This is a genomic window from Paraglaciecola sp. (assembly GCF_039943935.1).
In the GTDB taxonomy this organism is placed as follows: Bacteria; Pseudomonadota; Gammaproteobacteria; order Enterobacterales; family Alteromonadaceae; genus Paraglaciecola.
On the sequence record NZ_JBDUZQ010000023.1, the window covers coordinates 199,327 to 219,716 of the forward strand.

At 39.9% G+C, this 20,390-nt stretch carries 20 protein-coding genes and 4 tRNA genes; 10 read left to right on the top strand and 14 right to left on the bottom strand.

Going from position 1 to position 20,390, the window contains the following annotated elements; translation table 11 throughout:
* Nucleotides 1–14: 14 nt before the first annotated feature.
* The 7 genes from ABJD71_RS15750 to ABJD71_RS15780 all read right to left on the bottom strand — a co-directional run bounded on the left by ABJD71_RS15750 (nucleotide 15) and on the right by ABJD71_RS15780 (nucleotide 8,278).
* On the bottom strand, nucleotides 15–1,481 hold the full coding sequence (locus ABJD71_RS15750) for a mannitol dehydrogenase family protein (RefSeq protein WP_348171530.1): 1,467 nt from the start codon (nucleotides 1,479–1,481) through the stop codon (nucleotides 15–17).
* Nucleotides 1,482–1,558: 77 nt separating this feature from the next.
* Nucleotides 1,559–2,572 carry an ABC transporter ATP-binding protein gene (locus tag ABJD71_RS15755; RefSeq protein ID WP_348171533.1) on the bottom strand — a complete coding sequence of 338 codons (1,014 nt, stop codon included), beginning with the start codon at nucleotides 2,570–2,572 and terminating at the stop codon, nucleotides 1,559–1,561.
* A gap of 11 nt (nucleotides 2,573–2,583) precedes the next feature.
* Nucleotides 2,584–3,414, bottom strand: coding sequence for a carbohydrate ABC transporter permease (locus tag ABJD71_RS15760; RefSeq protein WP_348171536.1), 831 nt, complete (start codon nucleotides 3,412–3,414; stop codon nucleotides 2,584–2,586).
* Between the two features lie 3 nt (nucleotides 3,415–3,417).
* On the bottom strand, nucleotides 3,418–4,290 hold the full coding sequence (locus ABJD71_RS15765; RefSeq protein ID WP_348110584.1) for a sugar ABC transporter permease: 873 nt from the start codon (nucleotides 4,288–4,290) through the stop codon (nucleotides 3,418–3,420).
* A gap of 85 nt (nucleotides 4,291–4,375) precedes the next feature.
* A complete protein-coding gene (locus ABJD71_RS15770) occupies nucleotides 4,376–5,683 on the bottom strand; it encodes a sugar ABC transporter substrate-binding protein (protein ID WP_348171539.1) in 1,308 nt (435 codons plus the stop codon).
* 95 nt (nucleotides 5,684–5,778) lie between these two features.
* Nucleotides 5,779–7,122 (bottom strand): hypothetical protein, encoded by a 1,344-nt coding sequence (locus tag ABJD71_RS15775; RefSeq protein WP_348171542.1) that lies wholly within the window; start codon nucleotides 7,120–7,122, stop codon nucleotides 5,779–5,781.
* 664 nt (nucleotides 7,123–7,786) lie between these two features.
* On the bottom strand, nucleotides 7,787–8,278 hold the full coding sequence (locus tag ABJD71_RS15780; RefSeq protein ID WP_348171545.1) for a flavin reductase family protein: 492 nt from the start codon (nucleotides 8,276–8,278) through the stop codon (nucleotides 7,787–7,789).
* 578 nt (nucleotides 8,279–8,856) lie between these two features.
* Between ABJD71_RS15780 and uvrY the strand changes: the two genes are divergently transcribed.
* The 7 genes from uvrY (at nucleotide 8,857) to ABJD71_RS15815 (ending at nucleotide 12,718) form a co-directional block, all read left to right on the top strand.
* The gene (uvrY, locus tag ABJD71_RS15785) at nucleotides 8,857–9,501 is read left to right on the top strand and encodes a UvrY/SirA/GacA family response regulator transcription factor (RefSeq protein ID WP_348171547.1); all 645 of its coding nucleotides are present in this window, start codon (nucleotides 8,857–8,859) and stop codon (nucleotides 9,499–9,501) included.
* A gap of 12 nt (nucleotides 9,502–9,513) precedes the next feature.
* Nucleotides 9,514–11,340 (top strand): excinuclease ABC subunit UvrC, encoded by a 1,827-nt coding sequence (gene uvrC / locus ABJD71_RS15790; protein ID WP_348171550.1) that lies wholly within the window; start codon nucleotides 9,514–9,516, stop codon nucleotides 11,338–11,340.
* 83 nt (nucleotides 11,341–11,423) lie between these two features.
* Nucleotides 11,424–11,993 (top strand): CDP-diacylglycerol--glycerol-3-phosphate 3-phosphatidyltransferase, encoded by a 570-nt coding sequence (pgsA, locus tag ABJD71_RS15795; RefSeq protein WP_348171553.1) that lies wholly within the window; start codon nucleotides 11,424–11,426, stop codon nucleotides 11,991–11,993.
* Nucleotides 11,994–12,181: 188 nt separating this feature from the next.
* A tRNA-Gly gene (locus ABJD71_RS15800) sits at nucleotides 12,182–12,256 on the top strand.
* A gap of 57 nt (nucleotides 12,257–12,313) precedes the next feature.
* Nucleotides 12,314–12,387: transfer RNA gene (locus tag ABJD71_RS15805), tRNA-Cys, on the top strand.
* Nucleotides 12,388–12,436: 49 nt separating this feature from the next.
* Nucleotides 12,437–12,523, top strand: a tRNA-Leu gene (locus ABJD71_RS15810).
* 108 nt (nucleotides 12,524–12,631) lie between these two features.
* Nucleotides 12,632–12,718 (top strand) — tRNA-Leu (locus ABJD71_RS15815).
* A 246-nt stretch (nucleotides 12,719–12,964) separates the two neighbouring features.
* Here the strand turns inward: ABJD71_RS15815 and ABJD71_RS15820 are convergent.
* The 3 genes from ABJD71_RS15820 to ABJD71_RS15830 form a co-directional block, all read right to left on the bottom strand.
* The gene (locus ABJD71_RS15820; protein WP_348171555.1) at nucleotides 12,965–13,501 is read right to left on the bottom strand and encodes a DUF4136 domain-containing protein; all 537 of its coding nucleotides are present in this window, start codon (nucleotides 13,499–13,501) and stop codon (nucleotides 12,965–12,967) included.
* Nucleotides 13,502–13,816: 315 nt separating this feature from the next.
* Nucleotides 13,817–14,335 (bottom strand): TetR/AcrR family transcriptional regulator, encoded by a 519-nt coding sequence (locus ABJD71_RS15825; protein WP_348171558.1) that lies wholly within the window; start codon nucleotides 14,333–14,335, stop codon nucleotides 13,817–13,819.
* Nucleotides 14,336–14,532: 197 nt separating this feature from the next.
* Nucleotides 14,533–15,354 (bottom strand): CmcJ/NvfI family oxidoreductase, encoded by an 822-nt coding sequence (locus ABJD71_RS15830; RefSeq protein ID WP_348171561.1) that lies wholly within the window; start codon nucleotides 15,352–15,354, stop codon nucleotides 14,533–14,535.
* 318 nt (nucleotides 15,355–15,672) lie between these two features.
* Between ABJD71_RS15830 and ABJD71_RS15835 the strand changes: the two genes are divergently transcribed.
* A complete protein-coding gene (locus tag ABJD71_RS15835; RefSeq protein ID WP_348171565.1) occupies nucleotides 15,673–16,041 on the top strand; it encodes a VOC family protein in 369 nt (122 codons plus the stop codon).
* A gap of 171 nt (nucleotides 16,042–16,212) precedes the next feature.
* Nucleotides 16,213–16,905 carry a cupin domain-containing protein gene (locus ABJD71_RS15840; protein ID WP_348171954.1) on the top strand — a complete coding sequence of 231 codons (693 nt, stop codon included), beginning with the start codon at nucleotides 16,213–16,215 and terminating at the stop codon, nucleotides 16,903–16,905.
* 636 nt (nucleotides 16,906–17,541) lie between these two features.
* On the opposite strand, the gene ABJD71_RS15845 is transcribed toward ABJD71_RS15840, so the two are convergent.
* The gene (locus ABJD71_RS15845) at nucleotides 17,542–17,895 is read right to left on the bottom strand and encodes a helix-turn-helix domain-containing protein (RefSeq protein ID WP_348171569.1); all 354 of its coding nucleotides are present in this window, start codon (nucleotides 17,893–17,895) and stop codon (nucleotides 17,542–17,544) included.
* 114 nt (nucleotides 17,896–18,009) lie between these two features.
* On the opposite strand from ABJD71_RS15845, the gene ABJD71_RS15850 reads away from it, so the two are divergent.
* Nucleotides 18,010–18,666 carry a nitroreductase family protein gene (locus ABJD71_RS15850; RefSeq protein WP_348171572.1) on the top strand — a complete coding sequence of 219 codons (657 nt, stop codon included), beginning with the start codon at nucleotides 18,010–18,012 and terminating at the stop codon, nucleotides 18,664–18,666.
* Here the strand turns inward: ABJD71_RS15850 and ABJD71_RS15855 are convergent.
* From ABJD71_RS15855 to ABJD71_RS15865, 3 genes are all read right to left on the bottom strand, one after another.
* Nucleotides 18,635–19,021 carry a hypothetical protein gene (locus tag ABJD71_RS15855; RefSeq protein WP_348171575.1) on the bottom strand — a complete coding sequence of 129 codons (387 nt, stop codon included), beginning with the start codon at nucleotides 19,019–19,021 and terminating at the stop codon, nucleotides 18,635–18,637. The two genes, ABJD71_RS15850 and ABJD71_RS15855, sit on opposite strands and share 32 nt — an antisense overlap.
* 96 nt (nucleotides 19,022–19,117) lie before the next feature.
* Entirely contained in the window at nucleotides 19,118–19,591 is a 474-nt protein-coding gene (locus tag ABJD71_RS15860; RefSeq protein ID WP_348171578.1) for an FKBP-type peptidyl-prolyl cis-trans isomerase, read from the bottom strand.
* A 266-nt stretch (nucleotides 19,592–19,857) separates the two neighbouring features.
* Complete coding sequence (locus ABJD71_RS15865) at nucleotides 19,858–20,085, bottom strand: hypothetical protein (protein ID WP_348171581.1); 228 nt, start codon at nucleotides 20,083–20,085, stop codon at nucleotides 19,858–19,860.
* Between the last annotated feature and the right edge of the window lie 305 nt (nucleotides 20,086–20,390).

The following is a 20,390-nucleotide window of genomic DNA, read 5'->3' on the forward strand; positions in this document are numbered from 1 at the left end:
ATCTTGTTGCCTACCTAATCCAAGTATTTCGTTATGGTTTCGGTAATACCTTGGGTCCAAAGCATCGTTAGCCAATGCCCAAAGTTTTTTGCAAAAATTTCGTTATCGCACAGTGTTCCAAATATATCGTGCATTTGCAAAAAAGCATTTACATCATTTTTGGCTGCCAGCGCATTTTTAATTAATCTATCTGCTTGTTGGTCATCTAAGGCTATGCCGTTTTCAGGATCGGCCGACGCTGCACATAGGCGGCACCAAAGTGCCACAACTAAAGCGAGGCCTTTACAATCTCGCTGCATCTCAAGGTTGGCAATAATGATAGGTAAAATAAATTTAGGTAAGCGGTTTGATGCATCTTGACAGAGACGAGGCACAGTATCGCGAACCTCAGGATTGCTAAAGCGAGACTCTATGACACTAAAATATTCTGCAAAGTCTACTCCTGGTACTGGCGCTAGGGTAGGAATGATGTCTTCAACTACCAATTTTTTAAGGTATGTACTGATTAGACTGTTTGCCATCACGTCATGTACTAACTCTATTCCCATTAGTGCCGCAGGGTAGGCGATAGCAGCGTGTCCTCCATTTAAAATTCTTAATTTCATTAATTCAAATGGTGCAACATCTGTTACAAATTCAACCCCAACTTTTTCTAATGGAGGGCGACCATTTGTGAAATTATCTTCTAATACCCACTGTCTAAAAGGCTCACAAAATACGGGAGCTTGGTCGTCTACATCAAATAAGTGCGTCAGTCTGTCACGTTCTGCTGTTGAAGTTGCTGGCGTAATACAATCAACCATCGAATTGGGAAAGGTTACGTGAGTTTCTATCCACTGTGCCAAATCTTTATCTATGGCTATGGCCATTTCTAAAACGGCCCGTTTAGCCACATTACCGTTGTGAGGTATGTTATCGCATGACATTATTGTAAAGGCTTCGACCCCTTGCTCGCGTCGGTTTTTTAAGGCGGTTATGAGGATACCAAATACCGTAGTGGGTCGGTCTAAGTTTTTAATATCTGCTTGGATTTCAGGATGATTTAAATCAAAACCAGCAGTTTTATCATCCATAAAATAACCACCTTCAGTGATGGTTAGCGACACTATTTTTATGCCTTCCTCGCTAAGAGCAGCGATCAAACTACTTTCATCGTTTTCGATAAAGTCAATCATCGATCCACATACTTCAGCACTCAGACCTTGTGCATCTAATTCAACCACAGTTGTTAGCCAATCTTGGGGTTTTAATTTATTGCGCATGGCTAAGTCGTACGCTTTAGTACCGGCACCACGTATTGCCCAATTGTGAGCCACCCCTTTGTTAAACAACTTGTGCAAGTACATGGCTTGATGGGCACGGTGAAAATTACCCACGCCAATATGGATAATACCAGCAGTTAATTGCTCCCGAGTATACGAAGGTTTATTCACCTTTGATGACAGGGTACTTAAGGTGTGACTATTCAATTTAACAGACATTAGCGACCACTCATTATTAAATTACTGTGTCACATTTAGTGACACAGTGTTGCTCTATTGCAAGAATCGGATTTACCTTAGCTTTCTAATAGCGACGGCAAGGTAAGGCCTGCTTTGTCAAAACGTAGAATTTTGTGGGAGGCGGCACTCAAAAATACCTTGTCACCATAGGTAAAGGGACAATCGCCATCACTTTTAATCGTTAGTGTGCCAACTTTTTCTACATGAACATGCAAAAATGTTTCTGAACCTAAATGTTCAACCACTCCTACGTTGCCTGCCCACATGCCTTCATCAGCGGATATTTTAATATGTTCAGGGCGCACACCTATGGATTCTGCTCCATCAGAAGCTGCAGGTATGTCGATGAAGTTCATTTTGGGTGAGCCTATAAACCCAGCCACAAAGCGATTAACCGGGTTTTGATATAACTCTAAAGGGGTCCCTACTTGCTCAATTACGCCTGCATTGAAAACGGCAATACGGTCAGCCATTGTCATCGCTTCTACCTGATCGTGTGTTACATAAATCATGGTAGTAGCAAGGCTTTTGTGCAATTCAGAAATTTCTAAGCGCATGTTTACTCTAAGCGACGCATCGAGGTTTGATAATGGCTCATCAAACAAAAACGCAGAAGGTTGACGCACAATGGCACGGCCAATCGCTACACGTTGTCGTTGGCCACCAGATAATTGCCCAGGCTTACGATCTAAATAATCACCTAGGTTCAGTATTTTTGCAGCTGAGGCAATTTTTTGCTCAATCTCTGCGGGTGCAACTTTGGCGCGTTTTAGAGGAAACGCAATATTATTACGCACCGTCATGTGTGGGTATAGTGCATAAGACTGAAACACCATGGCCAAGCCTCTTTTGGCCGGCGGAGTGTCAGTGGCATCTTGGCCATCAATTTCAATGTTGCCACTTGTTGTATCTTCTAAGCCTGCAATCATCCTCAGTAAAGTGGATTTACCACAGCCTGATGGCCCCACAAAAACGATAAATTCACCGTCTCTAATTTCTAAATCTAATGGTTTGATAACGTTCACATCACCAAAGCTCTTAGTTACTTGTTTTAATGTAATACTACCCATCTTCAAATCTCCTACTTGACTGCGCCAAAGCTTAATCCACGCACTAATTGTTTTTGACTAAACCAACCTAAAATTAAAATTGGAACTATTGCCATAGCTGATGCCGCTGATAGCTTGGCGTAAAATAGCCCCTCTGGGCTTGAGTAACTGGCAATAAATGCCGTGAGTGGCGCTGCATTAGCGGCCGTTAAAATTAATGTCCAAAATGCTTCGTTCCATGCCAAAATCACATTTAGTAATAGGGTTGACGCAATGCCAGGTAAGGCAATGGGTAACAATACATGAAACACTTCTTCAACTATGGTGGCGCCGTCCATACGTGAGGCTTCGAGAATCTCACTAGGGATTTCTCTGAAGTAGGTATAAAGCATCCACACCATGATAGGTAAGTTGATTAAGGTCATAACAATCACTAAGCCAAGCTTGGTGTCTAATAACCCAAAATCACGAAACAACAAATAAATCGGTATCAACACGCCTACAGGAGGCAACATTTTTGTAGATAGCATCCACATTAATAGGTTTTTAGTACGTTTGGTTTGTACAAAAGCCATTGACCAAGCAGCAGGAATAGCAATAAGTAAACCCAATAAACTTGAGCCAATAGATATCACCACTGAATTCCAAAAGTGAGTGAAATAAGGAGAACGCTCTAACACGTCTCTATAATTCTCTAAGGTCCAATCAAACATAAATAAACTTGGACTAGCAGATATTGCTTCGGCTTCTGTTTTGAAACTGGTAAGCAAAGTCCACAAAATAGGAAAAAATATCAAGCCACTGATGGTCCAAGCTAAAGTGGTATAAATTAATTTTGATTTATGACTACTAGTAATTGCCATGATTTAGCCCTCCAAGTTTTTGCCAATAAGGCGCATTAAGAAAATGGCTACAATGTTCGCAATGATCACTGCTACTATGCCTCCAGCAGACCCGCCACCTACGTCAAATTGCAGTAAAGATTGGGTATAAATTAGATATGTTATATTGGTTGACGCATAACCTGGTCCACCACTCGTGGTGACTAGGATTTCAGCGAATATAGAAAGTAAAAATATGGTTTCGATTAAGATAACCGCAGTTACCGCTCGTGAAAGGTGAGGTAACACTATGTAGAAAAACTTACTAAAAGGGCCTGCGCCATCTAAGTCAGCGGCTTCTAATTGCTCACGGTCAAGAGATTGAATAGCCGTTAATAGAATTAAAGCTGCAAAAGGTAACCACTGCCAAGACACAATAATAATGATGGAAAGCAAAGGTACTTGTGCAAAAAAATCAATTGGGTTCATGCCCAACCAAGATGAAAAGTGAGCAAACAAACCATTAACTGGATTCATCAGCATGTTTTTCCATACTAAGGCAGACACAGTTGGCATAACAAAAAATGGGGCTAAAACCATGATACGCACGTAATTGCGACCCCAAATAGCTTGGTCCAGTAAAATGGCTAAGCCAATACCGCCGCAGATTGTGATGATTAACACACCACCAACTAATAATAATGTGTTGAAGAAAGACTCAGTGAAGGCTGGATCTGTAATAAAGAATTCGTAGTTTAGAAAACCAATGAACTCATGTTCGCCCGGTATGAGTAGATTGTAATCTAAGAAAGAAAAATACAATGTCATACACAGCGGTACAATCATCCACCCCAATAGCAATAGTACTGAGGGCATCAACATAAACTTTGCCAATGTTCGGGATTGGGTAGTCGCCATAATTAAGACCTTTTTAAAAATATAAATAATGGGTAGGTTACTAAAGGTAACAACTCTTAGAACCTACCCGTCAATAAGCCAACTACTACTTAGGGTAGCGAGCTTTGCGCATGGCGCGCTCAGTTAAACGTTGAGAACTTGCTAAAGCTTGCTTAACCGTCATTCTGCCGGTAAGAGCTGCACTAAACTGCTGTCCTACAGCGGTTCCAATACCTTGGAATTCAGGGATAGCTACAAATTGCACACCAACATAAGGCACTGGTTCTACTGTTGGGTTAACAGGATCTGCAGATTGGATTGAATCTAGCGTGATCTGAGCAAATGGAGCTGCTTTTAGGTATTCTGGATTTTCATATAAAGACACACGTGTGCCAGGTGGTACTTTTGCCCAACCTTTTTTAGAGGCTACTAACGCAGTGTATTCTTTCGATGTGGCCCAACTAACAAACTTCATAGCCGCATCAGACTTTTTACTACTCGCTGGTATAGCTAAGTTCCAAGCCCATAACCAATTACCACGTTTACCTAACCCATTATCTGGTGCAAGTGCAAAGCCTACTTTGTCGGCTACTTCAGAGTCAGTTTTATTGGTAACAAACGCACCTGCAACGGTAGCATCAATCCACATGCCGCATTTACCAGTTTGAAACAATGCTAGGTTTTCGTTGAAGCCATTGGCAGATGCTCCAGGAGGGCCAGACTCTTCCATTACTTCAACATAAAATTGCAAAGTATCTTGCCATTGCTGAGTATTAAATTGAGGTTTCCAGTTTTCATCAAACCAGCGGGCACCAAATGAGTTAGACATAGAAGTGATCAAAGCAATGTTTTCACCCCAACCAGCTTTACCCCGTAAACATATACCGTAAACACCGGCGTTTTTATCTGTCATGGCCTTAGCGGCTTTACGGATAAAGGTCCAAGTTGGTGCTTTAGGCATTTCTAAACCAGCTTTCTTCATTAGATCCGTACGGTACATTACCATAGAGCTCTCGCCATAAAACGGCGCAGCAACTAGCTTGTCTTCGACTGATAACCCGCTTCTAATCGCAGGCAAAAGATCATCTACGTCATAGTCGGCGTCTAGTTTATCTAGAGGCTTCAACCAACCTTGCTTACCCCAAATTGGAACTTCATATGTTCCAATTGTCATAACATCGTACTGTCCTCCTTTAGTGGCAACATCTGTTGTTACTCGTTGGCGTAAAATGTTTTCTTCTAGGGTGACCCACTTAAGGTCAATCCCAGGGTGTTTAGCTTCAAAATCAGCACTCAACTCTTTCATGGTGATCATGTCACCATTGTTCACTGTGGCGATGGTAATTGTTTCTGCCGTGACGGCGGCACTCATTGTCAAAGCACCGCAAGCTAACATTGTTAATTTTTTTAACATCGGGTAATCCCCTTATATTCTAAATTGAAGTCTCACCTAAATGAGACGGTCTCTTCTTAAAACTTCATACTTATCAATTAAATATTAGTTACAAACTAGAATTTTACTGATATTTCAGACGTAAAACCGTCAAACCCTGCGCCTATTTGGCCGCCAGAATTAATGCCTTCGTCTTGATTAACATATTCAACTTTCAATAAAGTTTTGTCGTTAAACCAATAACCAGCCGCTACTTGCAAACGTTCAACGCTGTTATCCGTTTGTTCGATAAGTTCTGAAGTGTTTTGAGCATCGGAATAGCGTGCTGCTACATAGAATTTATCAGGAATAATGTAATGCTGAGCTTCAACTACATAGTACTCAACAGAAGATTCGCCCTTAATAACGTTTGAAGAATCAAAAGTAGTACCGTCTGCATCCGCTACACCATTTGTACCAAAATAGGTGACACCAGCTACTGCGTTACCAGCGGTGTCGGCAAAGGTGTAATCATCAGAAGACTTACCAAGCATTAATATCACATTGGTATTTGGGCTAAACTGGTAGGCTAAGTCCAGTTCAATAATAGATTGGTCGAGACCAGGCATAATCCCTACATGGGTATCACGCTCACTAGATGCAGATGCTGAGAAGTTATAGTTTTCACCATCACCAAAACGGTAATTAGTGGTGGTTAAACCATCTAGGCTAGCTATGCCACCTTCAAAGCTAAGTTGATCGCCTTGATTAGCTTGGAAAAAACTCAAGCCGGCTTTAAATCCATTAGTTAACTCCACGGCACCTTGCAGACGATAGTTGTAACCTCTATCTTCTTGGAAAGCTTCACCAAAGCTAGATGTGGTCATGTGTCCAGCTAATGAATAGCTTTTGATGGGGCCGTCTTCAAATGATTTCTTATAGGCTAATTGAGCACCGTTTTCAGCTGTAGCGTAGTCAGTGATACCGTTACCAATAAGTGCATTTCCTTGATTGTCTGCTCCGTCTTGGAAGCCTTTAAATTGGAAAGGAGCTGCACCAATATTACCTAAACGAAGAGTTAAGTTTGAATCGTCACGTGCATTGCCTGAAAGACCAAATAGTTCAAACTCAATTCCTGCAAAATCTTGATGGAATGAAAAGTCTCTGTCGCCATTATTACCAAAGTCATTTGGTTCTTCGGCAATATCTACGTCAGCAGTAATGTAGTCTGTAATATGAAATTTGAACTGAAGGTTAACCCTAAGACGACCAAAACCGTCAGATTGCTCTTCATCAACAGGGCGAAAAGCTCCATCTTTAGCTTGAATAGCTTGGTAGTTTTGTAATGCTAAAAAATTAACTTCTGCTAGACCATCAAGGAACTCTTTAGCAAAAGCGTCTGAACTGTGTAATTGTGCTCCTGTACTAACCGCTAAAATTGCAGCTGGCAAGCTTAGCTTTTTCTTCATTTTATTTAACATGTTTATGTCCTGTGTCTTATTCACTATTAAAATTAGAAACTGGCAAATTTATTAATGGTTTTACTTACGTATTGCCAATTTCACGGGTGAGCAATTAGTTCAAAGCTTAAGCTAAAATCTCTATTGATACATATGCCCAACTGGTGAGCATATTCTCAGAACGGTTTATAAAGATCAATCTTTTTCGTTACAAATAATTTACATTTTTGTCTTTGGTATTTTTTGTTGTTTTAAATCAATGCTTTAAATTATATTTTTATGTTAACAAAATAAGCGATTATTCAGAGGTATGGTAGTTTAGATGTGTTAGAGCGTTTATAGAATATGTCAAAAAGCTAAAGAAATGTGAAAACATCTTCTCTTTATCAAAATTCAATTGGCTTGCAAGCAGAAAATATTATGGGAAGGGGAAATCTATACCTTTGCTCTGTGAGTGATGTTTACATGGCAACAAAATTTCTAGTATGTTGCTCAATTGTTATCGGTTTAAACCTATGAGACTTGGATTAACAAAGAATGTTTAAGTGCAAGTAATACAGTGTAAATAAACGGGAGTTGTTAAAAGCATACAAAGAAATAAGCTTAAGTATGCTTAAAACATTATGGATTAGTTATCGGTAAAACATCTTGTTGTACCGATAATGAATAAGAGAATAACTTGATATTATTCGTGAGAAACTTTGGCATAGGATCCTGAATGGAAGACTAAAGGTTTGTTACAATCAGCGGTTTCGTAATCAAGTACTCTACCCACCAAAATCACATGGTCTCCACCATCATATTCATGTTGGCAAACACATTGAAACCTCGCGTTAAACTCTGGTAATAATGGGACTTCACCTATACCAAATGTTACGTCTAATCCTGCAAACTTATCCTCACTTTTTGTGGCAAACGTATTGGATAAATCTTGTTGATGCTCACTTAACACATGCACGGCAAAATGATGCCCTTCACCAAATGAAGGCAGAGAGCGGGCTCCCTTGTCTATGCTCCACAATATCAGAGGCGGGTTCAACGACACAGTATTAAAGCTACTGGCAGTCATTCCAATTAATTCGCCCGATTCATTTTTGGTGGTAATGATCGTTACACCTGTAGGAAACTTACCCAAAGCATTTCTGAAATCACGTGGTTCAAACTCGGGTTGGGTCATGGGTACTCTCCTAATTATTGACGTTACTTGTGTCCCAAAATATTCTAAAAATTACATTGAAACCATAAAGCAGCAAGCTTAAAGCTTCTCAGGTGGTTTTAAAATAGAAATTATAAGTATATTAGGTACATAACTTATGAAAAATCATCAGAATTTAACTATGAAAATGCATACGTTCTAATTTTAACTTATGCAGCGCTAACTGAATATAGATAGGTTTCTGTGGATTTATGTTTTGGGTTTTAACACTTAATGATTTATCCTGAATAAACTCTAATAAAATGGCTAGATACCATCATGTTCTCTTCTAAAACAGAGCAATCTTCTGCAACTTCGACTCCACATCTTGTTTACACTCCAAGTAAGTGTCGATGTGGTGGCAAGCCCACTAAACCAGTAAAAGTTACATCTATCTCTGATAGGTGGGTGATAAAATGTAGAGTTGAAGCTTGTTATGCGTATAATATTGCACAAGGACTGAATGACACGATTGCTGGTTGGAACCACTTAAGTACTCACTTTTACCGATAATTGGTAATTGTCTTTTTAATAAAAAATAATAGGTATGGAGTTGTTCCTTGATTAGACTGCTATTAGTTGATGACCATGAGTTAGTGCGCACTGGGATCAGACGTATATTAGAAGATGTAAACGATTTCGAAGTAGTAGGTGAAGCTACCAACGGTGAAGATGCTGTTAAGTTTTGTCGTAACAGAGCGCCAGACTTGGTATTAATGGATATGAGTATGCCTGGTATTGGTGGATTAGAAGCCACCAAGCAGATTCTTCGTTTCTCAGAAAACACCCGCATTATTGTATTGTCTGTTCACAAAGAAAACCCCATTCCTGGAAAAGTTATGCAAATTGGGGCGTTTGGTTATTTAACCAAAGACTCAGAGCCCAACGAAATGATAAAAGCGATTTATAAAGTTTCAGCAGGGCAAAAGTATGTGTCACCAGATATTGCGCAACAAATAGCCCTTGGACAACTTAACCTTAATGACAAAAACCCCTTTGAGCAACTTTCAGAGCGAGAGTTAGAAATAGCCATGATGCTTACCAAAGGAGCCAAAGTTCCAGATATTGCAGTGTATTTAAATATCAGTGCAAAAACCGTTAATACCTATCGCTACCGTATGTTTGACAAGTTAAGTGTGAGTACTGATGTTGAGCTCACCCATTTAGCGCTGCGCCATAAGTTAATTGCTTCAGAACTTCTCTAGTTTAAAACTCCCATGAGTGAAAACCAAACTTTTGACTATCAAGGCTTTCTTAAAATTCTGACTAATCAGCCGGGCGTGTACCGTATGTATAATCAGAAAGAAGAAGTCATATATGTAGGTAAGGCTAAAAATTTAAAAAAGCGGGTGTCGAGCTACTTTCGTAAAAATGTCGATAGCATCAAAACTCGCTCTTTAGTGAAACAAATTTGTGAAATGGACGTCACGGTTGTTCACAGTGAAGCCGAAGCTTTTATCCTTGAAAACAACTACATAAAAAAATATAAACCCAGATACAACGTACTCCTACGAGACGATAAATCTTATCCTTTTATATTTTTATCAGACCACACTCATCCAAGGCTCAGTAACCACAGAGGCCCAAGAAAGTTAAAAGGTGAATACTTTGGGCCGTACCCAAGTGCGTGGGCAGTGCGCGAAAGTTTACGTACCATGCAACGCTTGTTTCCCATTCGCCAATGTGAAGACAGCTACTACCGTGCTCGAAGTCGCCCCTGCTTGCAATACCAATTGCAACGCTGCGCGGGGCCTTGTGTTGAAGGCTTAGTGTCTGACGAAGACTACTCTCAACAAGTACAATTGGCTCGGCTATTTTTGAAAGGTAAAAATAAACAAGTTATTGAGTCTTTGGTACATCAAATGGAAAAGGCAAGCGGCGAACTAAGATTTGAAGTGGCGGCCCGTTATCGAGACCAAATTGGCGCGCTAACAAAGGTCCAAGAGCAGCAAGGTGTAAGTGGAGATCAACAAGAAATGGATGTGTTTGGGTTTGCTTACCGTAACGGTATCGCCAGTATCCAAGGCATGTTTATCCGCGACAACAAGTTATTAGGGAGTAAAAGTTTTTATCCCAAAGTGCCCGCAGACTCAACGGCTCAAGAAGTGTTTGAATCCTTCGTGTTACAATTCTATTTAGCAGGTAATAAAGTTATACCTCAGCAAATTGTTATTCCCATTGAGCTTAACGAACAAACCACTATAGAAAGTGTACTTAGTAATGAGGCTGGCCGAAAAATACAGTTTTATAAAGGGGTGCGAGACGAAAAACGCCGTTACCTTGATTTAGCTAACACTAATGCCGAAAACGCCCTAATATCGAAACAGAGTCATCAAAAATCTGTATTTGCCCGTTATGTTGAATTAGAAAAAATCCTAGAGTTTGAGCAGCCTATTCAAAGAATGGAATGTTTTGATATCAGTCACACATCAGGGCAACAAACCGTTGCTTCTTGCGTAGTCTTTAACAGGGAAGGGCCATATAAAACGGATTATCGTAAATTCAATATAGAAGGCATTACCCCAGGTGACGATTATGCGGCCATGGCTCAAGCATTGGCAAGGCGCTATCGTGATGTTAAAGACCCAAGTAAAATACCAGATATTTTGTTTATTGATGGTGGTAAAGGCCAACTTGCCCAAGCAGAACAATATTTTGAAGACTGGAAGCAAGAAAAAAAACCTCTATTAATTGGTGTCGCTAAAGGTACAAGTCGTAAAGCTGGCCTAGAGACGCTTATACTAGCAGGAAGCCATGCCACCATTCCCATGCCTGGTGACAGCATCGCCTTGCATTTAATTCAACATATTCGCGATGAGTCACACCGATTTGCCATTACTGGACATAGAGCTAGGCGTCAAAAAGACAAAACCACTTCCAAGTTACAATCTATACCTGGTGTAGGTGCAAAAAGGCGCCAAAGCCTATTGAAATATATGGGAGGCCTGCATGGCGTATTGCAAGCTAGCAAAGATGAGATATCCAAAGTGCCGGGCATAAGTGCAGATTTAGCTGACATTATTTATGATCATATTCATAATTGAGCTTTGAAATATTGCCAGCATATGGGTTAATAGGCCTTTCTTTTATCTAATAATAATAAACATAGGAAATACAGAGACTTTTCATGTGGACTATTCCTAATATCATCACCATTGTCAGAGTATTGCTCATACCTGTTTTTGTTTTTGTGTACTTTCTAGATTGGAAATGGGCACACCAAGCAGGGGCATTTATATTTTGGTTTGCAGCCATCACAGACTGGTTCGACGGCTACTTAGCCCGTAAACTCAACCAAACCACCGCTTTTGGCGCATTTTTAGATCCAGTTGCCGATAAATTGATAGTTGCGGTTGCGCTATTACTTATCACACACAGTTACGCCAACATATGGATAACTATTCCAGCGGTACTATTAATGTCTAGAGAAATCTATATATCGGCCTTACGCGAATGGATGGGCCAGCAAGGCAAACAAGACCTAGTAAAGGTATCATTTTCTGGAAAGGCAAAGACCATGGCACAAATGTTAGCCTTAACAGGGTTACTATCAGAAATGGAATATTTCATGGGAGTACAAATCTATTGGGTTTCCCTTGGATATATTTTGTTATATTTTTCAGCAGTGTTGTCTTTTTGGTCAATGCTTGTGTACACCAAAGCTGCATGGGACGATCAAAAAAGTACACCTGATTAAGACTGATTTATAGGTTTTTGCACAAAAATAACTCGTTCAAGCCAAAAATTAGCCAGTCAGTTCAAAAAGTTACTTTTTGTTGTTGACTCCCTTGTCTTTGAATGTAGAATGCAGCCTCAGTTTTAGGGAGCCAAACGATTTACCAGTTGGGCAACCAATAAAACAGAATGAAATGTAAAGTAAATTATGCGGGAATAGCTCAGTGGTAGAGCACAACCTTGCCAAGGTTGGGGTCGCGAGTTCGAATCTCGTTTCCCGCTCCAATTTCTTTCATTTTGAAGGTTTTACTTAAAATAAATGTTTGTTTTAAGATAAGATTCGGCGGAATGGCAGAATGGCTATGCAGCGGATTGCAAATCCGTGGATCTCGGTTCGACTCCGGGTTCCGCCTCCATAAACGCTTAAGCGATACCAGCTTACTTTTTCGAGTAAGTACCCCCGATGCCCGGGTGGTGAAATTGGTAGACACAAGGGATTTAAAATCCCTCGTTCGTAAGGACGTGCCGGTTCAAGTCCGGCCCCGGGCACCATTTTGTACTTTCTAGTTAACAATCGTTTAAAACATTCAATATGTATTTGTAGATATCTATCTACATAATTAGTAATACCAGCTTACTTTTTCGAGTAAGTACCCCGATGCCCGGGTGGTGAAATTGGTAGACACAAGGGATTTAAAATCCCTCGTTCGTAAGGACGTGCCGGTTCAAGTCCGGCCCCGGGCACCATTTTAAGTTATTGGTTATTATTGATAACGCCATAAATTCCAAATAAAAAATACAAAATTAATTCAATAATCCGATTCATTGCCTTTTTATTAGTCCCTAGCTATTGAAGTGCGTTTAAATTCCTATAGGTCATCAAACCTCACATTAGGCAATAGTCATGTAGCTCGCTCTTTAGGGCGTCACACCCTCGATAGGCTATTTTAATATAGGTCGGCATTTATGCCGTCAAATGCAATTGGCGCGACTCTACGACTCAGGAGTAGGAGGGAATGACGCTAGAATCTTAGCGACTAGCTCATCAATCTTTGTTTGTAGCTCTATGCTGTTACCCGAGTCTATTTCAATCTCGTCTATACCGCTCCAGATAACCCTGTCACCTTGTTGTATATCTATTCTCAGGCTTTGATAAATTGTCTCTTGTTTACCCAATGGAAGGCTTACAATACTGCCTAACGAAACACCACCTGAGCGGCCTCCAAAACCTGTGCCTAGTCCAATTGAGAAGCTAGTATTACTCGGCTCTGTAGAGGTAACTGCAAAATAGCTCACAGCTATATCGCTTTGCGAAGCATCAGTCTTGTTTAGCCCTTTCGCGGTTAGGTTTTGCTCTATGCTATTAGTAAGTATTGTTGAGCGCAATCTGTCTGGTGAGTCTACTGGGAGGTCTAAAGAAAAGCTTTGAATGTCCGAAAAACTAACAGTCTTATCGTAATCAATGTGGCTAGAGGTACTACAACTTAAGAATAGTACGGTTACCAATAAAAATAAAAGTGTGCGTTTCATTAAAATTGGGTCCAGAGTAAATTGAAGATTTAGTAAAATGTGTACGTTTCAGTTGTTAACAGAGAGTCGTAAACCCTTTATTAAGTTCACTCCTGTTTTTCAAGCCTACCTATATACTTAAATTAACGCTAACGGGTCGAACTTTGTGGTTCACAGGTGATTGTTCAGCTTCACAATAAACAGCAAGTGACTAATGTCGTAAATGTTACGTGTGGTCAGCTTTAAATAGGTGTTTCTTAAAAAGTTACCAAAGCAGAACTAAAGTAACGAGTGCTAAGTAAGTTATTAATTTTGTTAAAATTGTGGCAAGCAAACTCACTGAGTGGCAAGTTTGAAGTAACTGTGATCATTCAGGGCTTTGCTTATCATCATGGCACCTTCAAGCAAGCTCACGGTGGTAATGGCGGCTTGCTCTGGGTCTGATTCGCCATTAGCGATGTGCGCTGCTGTTAACCAAGCTAGGTTTTTACTAAAAAAGCGTTTTACTTCTGTTTGTATTTTTTCGGGTAAGCTTTCGTTTTGAGCGCCTAACAGGCCACATAAACACATTTTATTGTCATTCAATAAGGCGTGTTTGAAAATTTGCGTATAGGTATCAATTGGGTTTTTATCTTGTGCTTTAATTTGGTCCACATCACCTAATGCAGCCATAAATGCGTCTGTATATTGATGAGCTAATTCGGCACCTAAATCTGCTTTAGTAGGAAAGTGGTAGTGAACACTGGCACTTTTAATACCGACTTCGTTTGCTAATTCTCTAAAGCTAAAGTTGCTGTATCCACCAGCTCGCACTTTATCTTCTGCAATTTTTAACAGTTCTTCCTTCTTGCTCATGATTACCCCTTACATCTGTGAATGTAATTATCTATTAGCGAATACCGCAATACAAGAGCTTTCATTTTCAGGCTAAGTCCAACAACTAAGCCCCATTTGGGCCTTAGGTTACACATAACAGCATCAAGTAAAACCACATTATTTTCACACACAATCACATTGACTCGCACTAGACCGCTTGACCGTTTAGCTTATTATTAGTCATCAAAAAAAGCGTAAGTTCTGGTCTCTATACTCTGGCGCGGCTTACCATGTTCGTTTTGGCTTGATAACGGAAAAGCCGTATGCATAGCAAAACCCGCTTTAGATTTATCTGTATCAAACCCTTTAATTAGCATGGCTTCGCTTGAGTCCATTTGTGAGTAAAAATACCATTTTTGGTTAGGGTTTTGTTTTACTGCAAAGATCTCACCTCGGTGATTTTCACCTGTATTCATGTCGTTAAAGGCAATATGAGCGGTGACAAGGTCGTTTTGATCTAGCGATTGGTGGTCCATAAACGCCAATGGATCTTTTTGAACAACTCCCGCGATAGAGCGCCATACGTTAATTTGCACCATTCTTTTACCTGCATACTTGTTCATTACATCTGCATCTAGTTCTGACTCGGCTCGAATAGACCCGGTTTCATAGGTGTAATCATTATGAATATGGTACGCGGGGTGGCGGTTAGAGCCTTCAATACCACGGCGCACAGTATGGTCAAATGCCACGACATGGCTTGCGCCAAGTTGTTTTTTAACTAAGGCCTCTACCTCGCTATAATACGAGGCTTTTACCGCTGCTGAGTCTAAATAATCTACCTTATTTGGTGTAAAGCTTGTTAACTCAAAGCCTTGTTTGTCTAAACTGAATGACACATCAGGCACAGACCTAGCATCAATAATTTCGGCACCTTCAAAGCCGTAATCATCACTATATTCTTGTAGCTCGTTAAACCCCGAATAATTGATAACAGGCGTACTCGTCGAGTCTTTTTTTATGAAGTGAAGGGTTGTTTTTTCTGTCTTGTATTGCATGACGGCCTCTTATTCATTTTAATATTTACTTTATCTATCTACTGGTAGGTATCTTATTGTGCTGTGTAGTCTACTGTCAATTACTTTTTGTTTAAAAAACACTCGTTGAATTTTCGTTTATATTTTTATGAATTTTAAATTCATTATTAATCAATGGTTTATGTTCTATTTTAAGTTGATTTGTTAAAAATAAATTGACTACCTTCTGGTAGGTAGGTATCGTTTGCTGCGTTCAAAACACAATGTATTTGCAAGGTGATAAACGAATTACTTGCAAATATGCAGTAACAATCAAACTTCAAATAAGAGGGTTTCAACATGATCGGATACACTACAATTGGTTCAAAAGACCTAGACAAAGCAGTAGCATTTTATGATGGGCTATTAGCGTTAGTTGATGGCACAAGATTAATGGAAATGGACCGTATCAAGTTTTACGGGACAGAAGCGGGCGGTGCTATGTTGGCAGTGTGTACGCCTTACGACAACAACCCACAAACGGCGGGTAATGGTCAACAAGTTGCTATTCCAGGTGGCTCTATTGAAGGTGCTCAAGCACTTTATAATAAGGCGATTGAATTAGGCGCAACAGATGCCGGTGAACCAGGGCAGCGTTTCGATTTCTTTTATGGTGGCTACGTTTATGATCTAGATGGAAACAAACTATGCTTTTTTCATATGACCTAATGTTATTAAGTCATACTGGTCAGGTCGGCTACATGCCGGCCTTCTTTGGTTATGACTTTTTTTTTCAACCATAGTTAGCAACCAAACTTAGTTTCATATTATTAATGGCGCAGTAGCCCCTAGCTTGATACAAATTGATAATACATAGCAGGATAAATTAAGAGGTAAATGATGAAAATAGCTGCAGATTTTAAACAAAGAGCGTTAGTGCACTCTGAATCTTTACCTTGGCTTACATCACCTATGCGAGGTGTAGAAAGGCGCATGCTAGAGCGAGTGGGTAACGAAGTGGCCCGTGCCACAAGTATTGTAAAATATGCCCCTAAAAGTAGTTTTTCACCTCATGTACACACAGGCGGCGAAGAATTTATTGTACTAGAAGGCGTATTTCAAGATGAGCATGGCGATTTTCCTGCAGGCACTTATGTACGTAACCCGCCTCAATCTAGCCATCAACCCGGCTCAGATGAAGGCTGTATTATATTTGTAAAACTGTGGCAGTTTCAGCCTAACGACAGAACTCATATTAATATTCAGATGGATAACGCCGCGCCTCAAGCTGATGAAAACATGCCCGGTGTAGCGGTAGCATCACTATTTAAAGACGATTACGAAGAAGTCAGTGTGTTATACCTTGATCCCAACACTGTGTATCAACAAAGTGTTGCAAATGGTGCTGAGTTATTTGTACTACAAGGAAGTGTACTAGAAAACACAGACCGGCTTAAAAAGCACAGCTGGTTGCGCTTACCAATAGGCTCAACTATCAAGGCACAAGCAGGCTCAGAAGGGGCAAAAATCTGGATGAAAACAGGGCACTTGTCAGATGTAAATAATCAAATCGACAGGCTGCACACTGCTTAGAAAGTTTTCTTGAACTACCTAACCAAGCTTTTAAACGTCTTAGAAATAGTGCGTTTGGGGTTTGCTATTATGATTCTAAACGCAACAAGATAGGTATTGGTATTATCTTAAGTACTCAGTGGCTTTGATCGCATTTAACATAAGCTATTTAAAAGCCCTAATTTTAGTAGAGTTTAAGCTTTGCTCATTGTGAAGCAAGTGAACGGGAATTGCCTTAGCTTCATATTCGGGCAGTACTTTTACTAACGCTCCTTGTTTAATATACGGGGCAACTGGGTAAGAAAGAGTTCTTATAAATCCCCATCCATCGAGTGCGCTATCTATACATGCAGTAACTGATGACAACATATAGGGGTAGAATAATAAAATTTGCCTCTAGTATTAAGCGGCATTTTTTGTGTATAAAAAAGGGTAAGTTACAATACTAACTATAACTATAACTCTAACTCTAACTCTAACTCTAACTCTTATTGAATAGGAGAGGGGATGATTAGCTTATTGAATATCTATTAACTTCACGCTAAAACCACATGAACAAGGCAAGGCCCCTTCCATTGACTGTAAAAGCATCACATCTAGATTTCAAAAGACATCCACACAAAGTAAATAAGAAAAGGTTGGTACTGTGAAGGTGGACTAACTATCAGCTCGGTTTTGTGAAAACTTTTTAAGGTACTGTGCGCCCCATTGTTCTAGTTCTGCCAGGATAGGTTTAAGTGTTTGTCCAAAAGACGTTAAACGGTATTCAACTCTGGGCGGAACCTCTGCGTACACCGTTCTTAGCACTATTTCGTCTTTCTCTAATTCACGTAATTGTTTGGTTAGCATTCTTTGCGTGACTTTTGGCATTAACCGTGTGAGTTCGTTGAAGCGTCTGTACTCAGATGTTGTTAAGTGATGCAAGATGACTCCTTTCCATTTGCCGCCTATCGCCTCAATTGCCACCTCAACTGAACATCCAAAGCTACAGCTGTAATCTTCGTGCTTCATAAATCACTCCTTTAGTATACTTTTGGTAAGTATAGTACATTGATGTGCGTACTTGTTTTAACGAATGTTAGCATCATAATATTCCTGTCATCATCACACCAACAGGAATTTCTAATGACTCACGTAATTGTTAAAGATCTGCAACAACGTTATACGGTAAAAAAATACGATAAAACTCGAAAGGTTTCTCCAGCTGATCTTAGTGTTTTATTTGAAGCTATGCGGTTGTCGCCCTCGTCTATTAATTCACAGCCTTGGAGGTTTGTTGTAATAGAAAGCAATGAAGCCAAAAAACGCATGAGCAGCACATTTACTAATAAGCATACATTTAACCAACCTCACGTGTTTGATAGCTCGCACATAATATTGTTTGCACATAACCCTCAGTATACTCGGGCTCACTATGCAGAGGTTGTAGATAAAGCAATTGAAGACAAACGAACCAAGCGTGAAGCCCGAGAAAGTGCTTTTGGCGCCTTCGTTTTTGCCGAACTCAATACTGATGAGGCGGGAGACACCAGTACATGGACAAAAGCCCAGACTTACTTAGCTTTTGGCAATACGCTGCATACATTAGCAAGGCTTAAAATAGATTCAACGTCAATGGAGGGAATCGATATCGAGTTGGTCAACAGTGAGTTTGCAACCGAACTGAACGGTTACCAGTGTGAGCTTGCATTAGCTATTGGCTATCGTCACCCCGAAGAAGATTACAATGCAAGGCTACCAAAATCTCGCCTCAGCTTAGATGATGTTTTAATCTGTATATAAATAGCAGTACCGTAATAACGGAATATTTAAGCAATGGGCTTGTGTTTGCCAAATTGATTGTGTCTGTCATTAAACTAATCAAACTCTCGCGTTTATCATTGTGTAAATCTTGAGAGCGGTGAACCTGAATATTGATATTTCCGATATCAAGTAATGCGGTTTTGATTGTGGTTAATGACGTTGGCCGCCCTATGCACGTTCTGGCGGTGATACCTAACCCAGTAATTACCACTGGCCAAATGCCGCTAAGGCTTTGGCTTTGATATAGAACTTCCCTGCGAATACGTTTTGCGTCTAATGCTTGTATTGCTTTTTGTTTAAACAGGCAAAAAATAAACGTAAGGTTAGTTAACATTGTAGGCCGCGCTGTATGGTTATGTTGGTTAAAACTATCCTAAGCACGGCCACATTTGTGGTTGGTGATAAGCAAACACTTATATGGGCAACCTTGTTACGATTGAATCTCTAGTAGCTCTACTTCAAAAATCAATAAAGAGCCTGCTGTGATTTTGCCAGTAGACTTATCGCCATAGCCCAAGTTTGCAGGGATAAAAAACTTAAATTTATCGCCCACAACCATTAATTGCACACCCTCAGTCCAACCAGCTATAACTTGATTTAAACCAAAGCTGATAGGTGAATCACGCTCTACTGAACTATCGAATACTGTGCCATCTAACAAAGTGCCATGGTAATGCACTTTAACTTTAGAACGGGCAGTGGGGTTAATCTTGCCATCCCCTTTATTTAGCACTTCATACTGCAAGCCAGACGGGGTTTCTTGCACCCCAACAACGGTTTTGTTAACACCTAAAAACTCTTTCGCCGCTGCTTTGTTTTCAATGGCTAATTTTTTATTAGCAGCGGTTCGGTTGAAGTAAAGTACCGCAACGGCAATTACGATAATGATTAAGATAAATTTCATGAAAACTCCTATAAAAAAATACGGTGACTAACTAAACTCTTGAGCATCAAATGTTCACACTGGGTTTGTTCATAATAAAGTGAGTTTAGTTAGCTGGATTTTATTTGAGGATAATACACTATTAACTTGAGATGCTTAAACTTAAGCTGGTTCTTTTCTTGATTAGTGACAGGCTGTTGTTGGTTGACTAATAACAAGTATATCGAGTCAAATTAAACTAAAACCTGACCTTAAAGGTGCTAATAGTGTAAATGGTAATATGCTGATCATAGATCATGGCATTGCTGCTGTGTTTTATGCAGGCGGGTGTAGTGATGATTTTTCAAATCAACTGCATGTGTAAACGGACCCATTCGACAAAGGGGGCAGTATTTATCTTCGGCAAATCTAAATGTTGTGAGATAGCCATTAATTGGGTGTGCATTCTTATCTGAATATACATACACCATACTTTCTTCATGCTTTACGTACTTATCTTTGTTTACTTTTCGCACTATGTACTTTTTAAATAGGGATAAATTAAATACTTGATTACCAAGGAATTGATAAGGTCTGTTAAAGGTTAAGCTTGTTTCAATATGCCAATCGCTAGTCTTTTTTACTAACTTTTATATTAGTTAGCTGTTCAGGTGGGAATGATAATAATGAAACTATTGGTTCCTCTGACATTTCTAATCCAAAAATTTATCTATCGTCATCGAACAAGAGCCTGAAATGCTAAATGTAGATTACCAGTGTACCTGTTGGGCTAAACCTTTATCTGCTATCACCTTAGCCGAAAATCGATACATGGATTTGT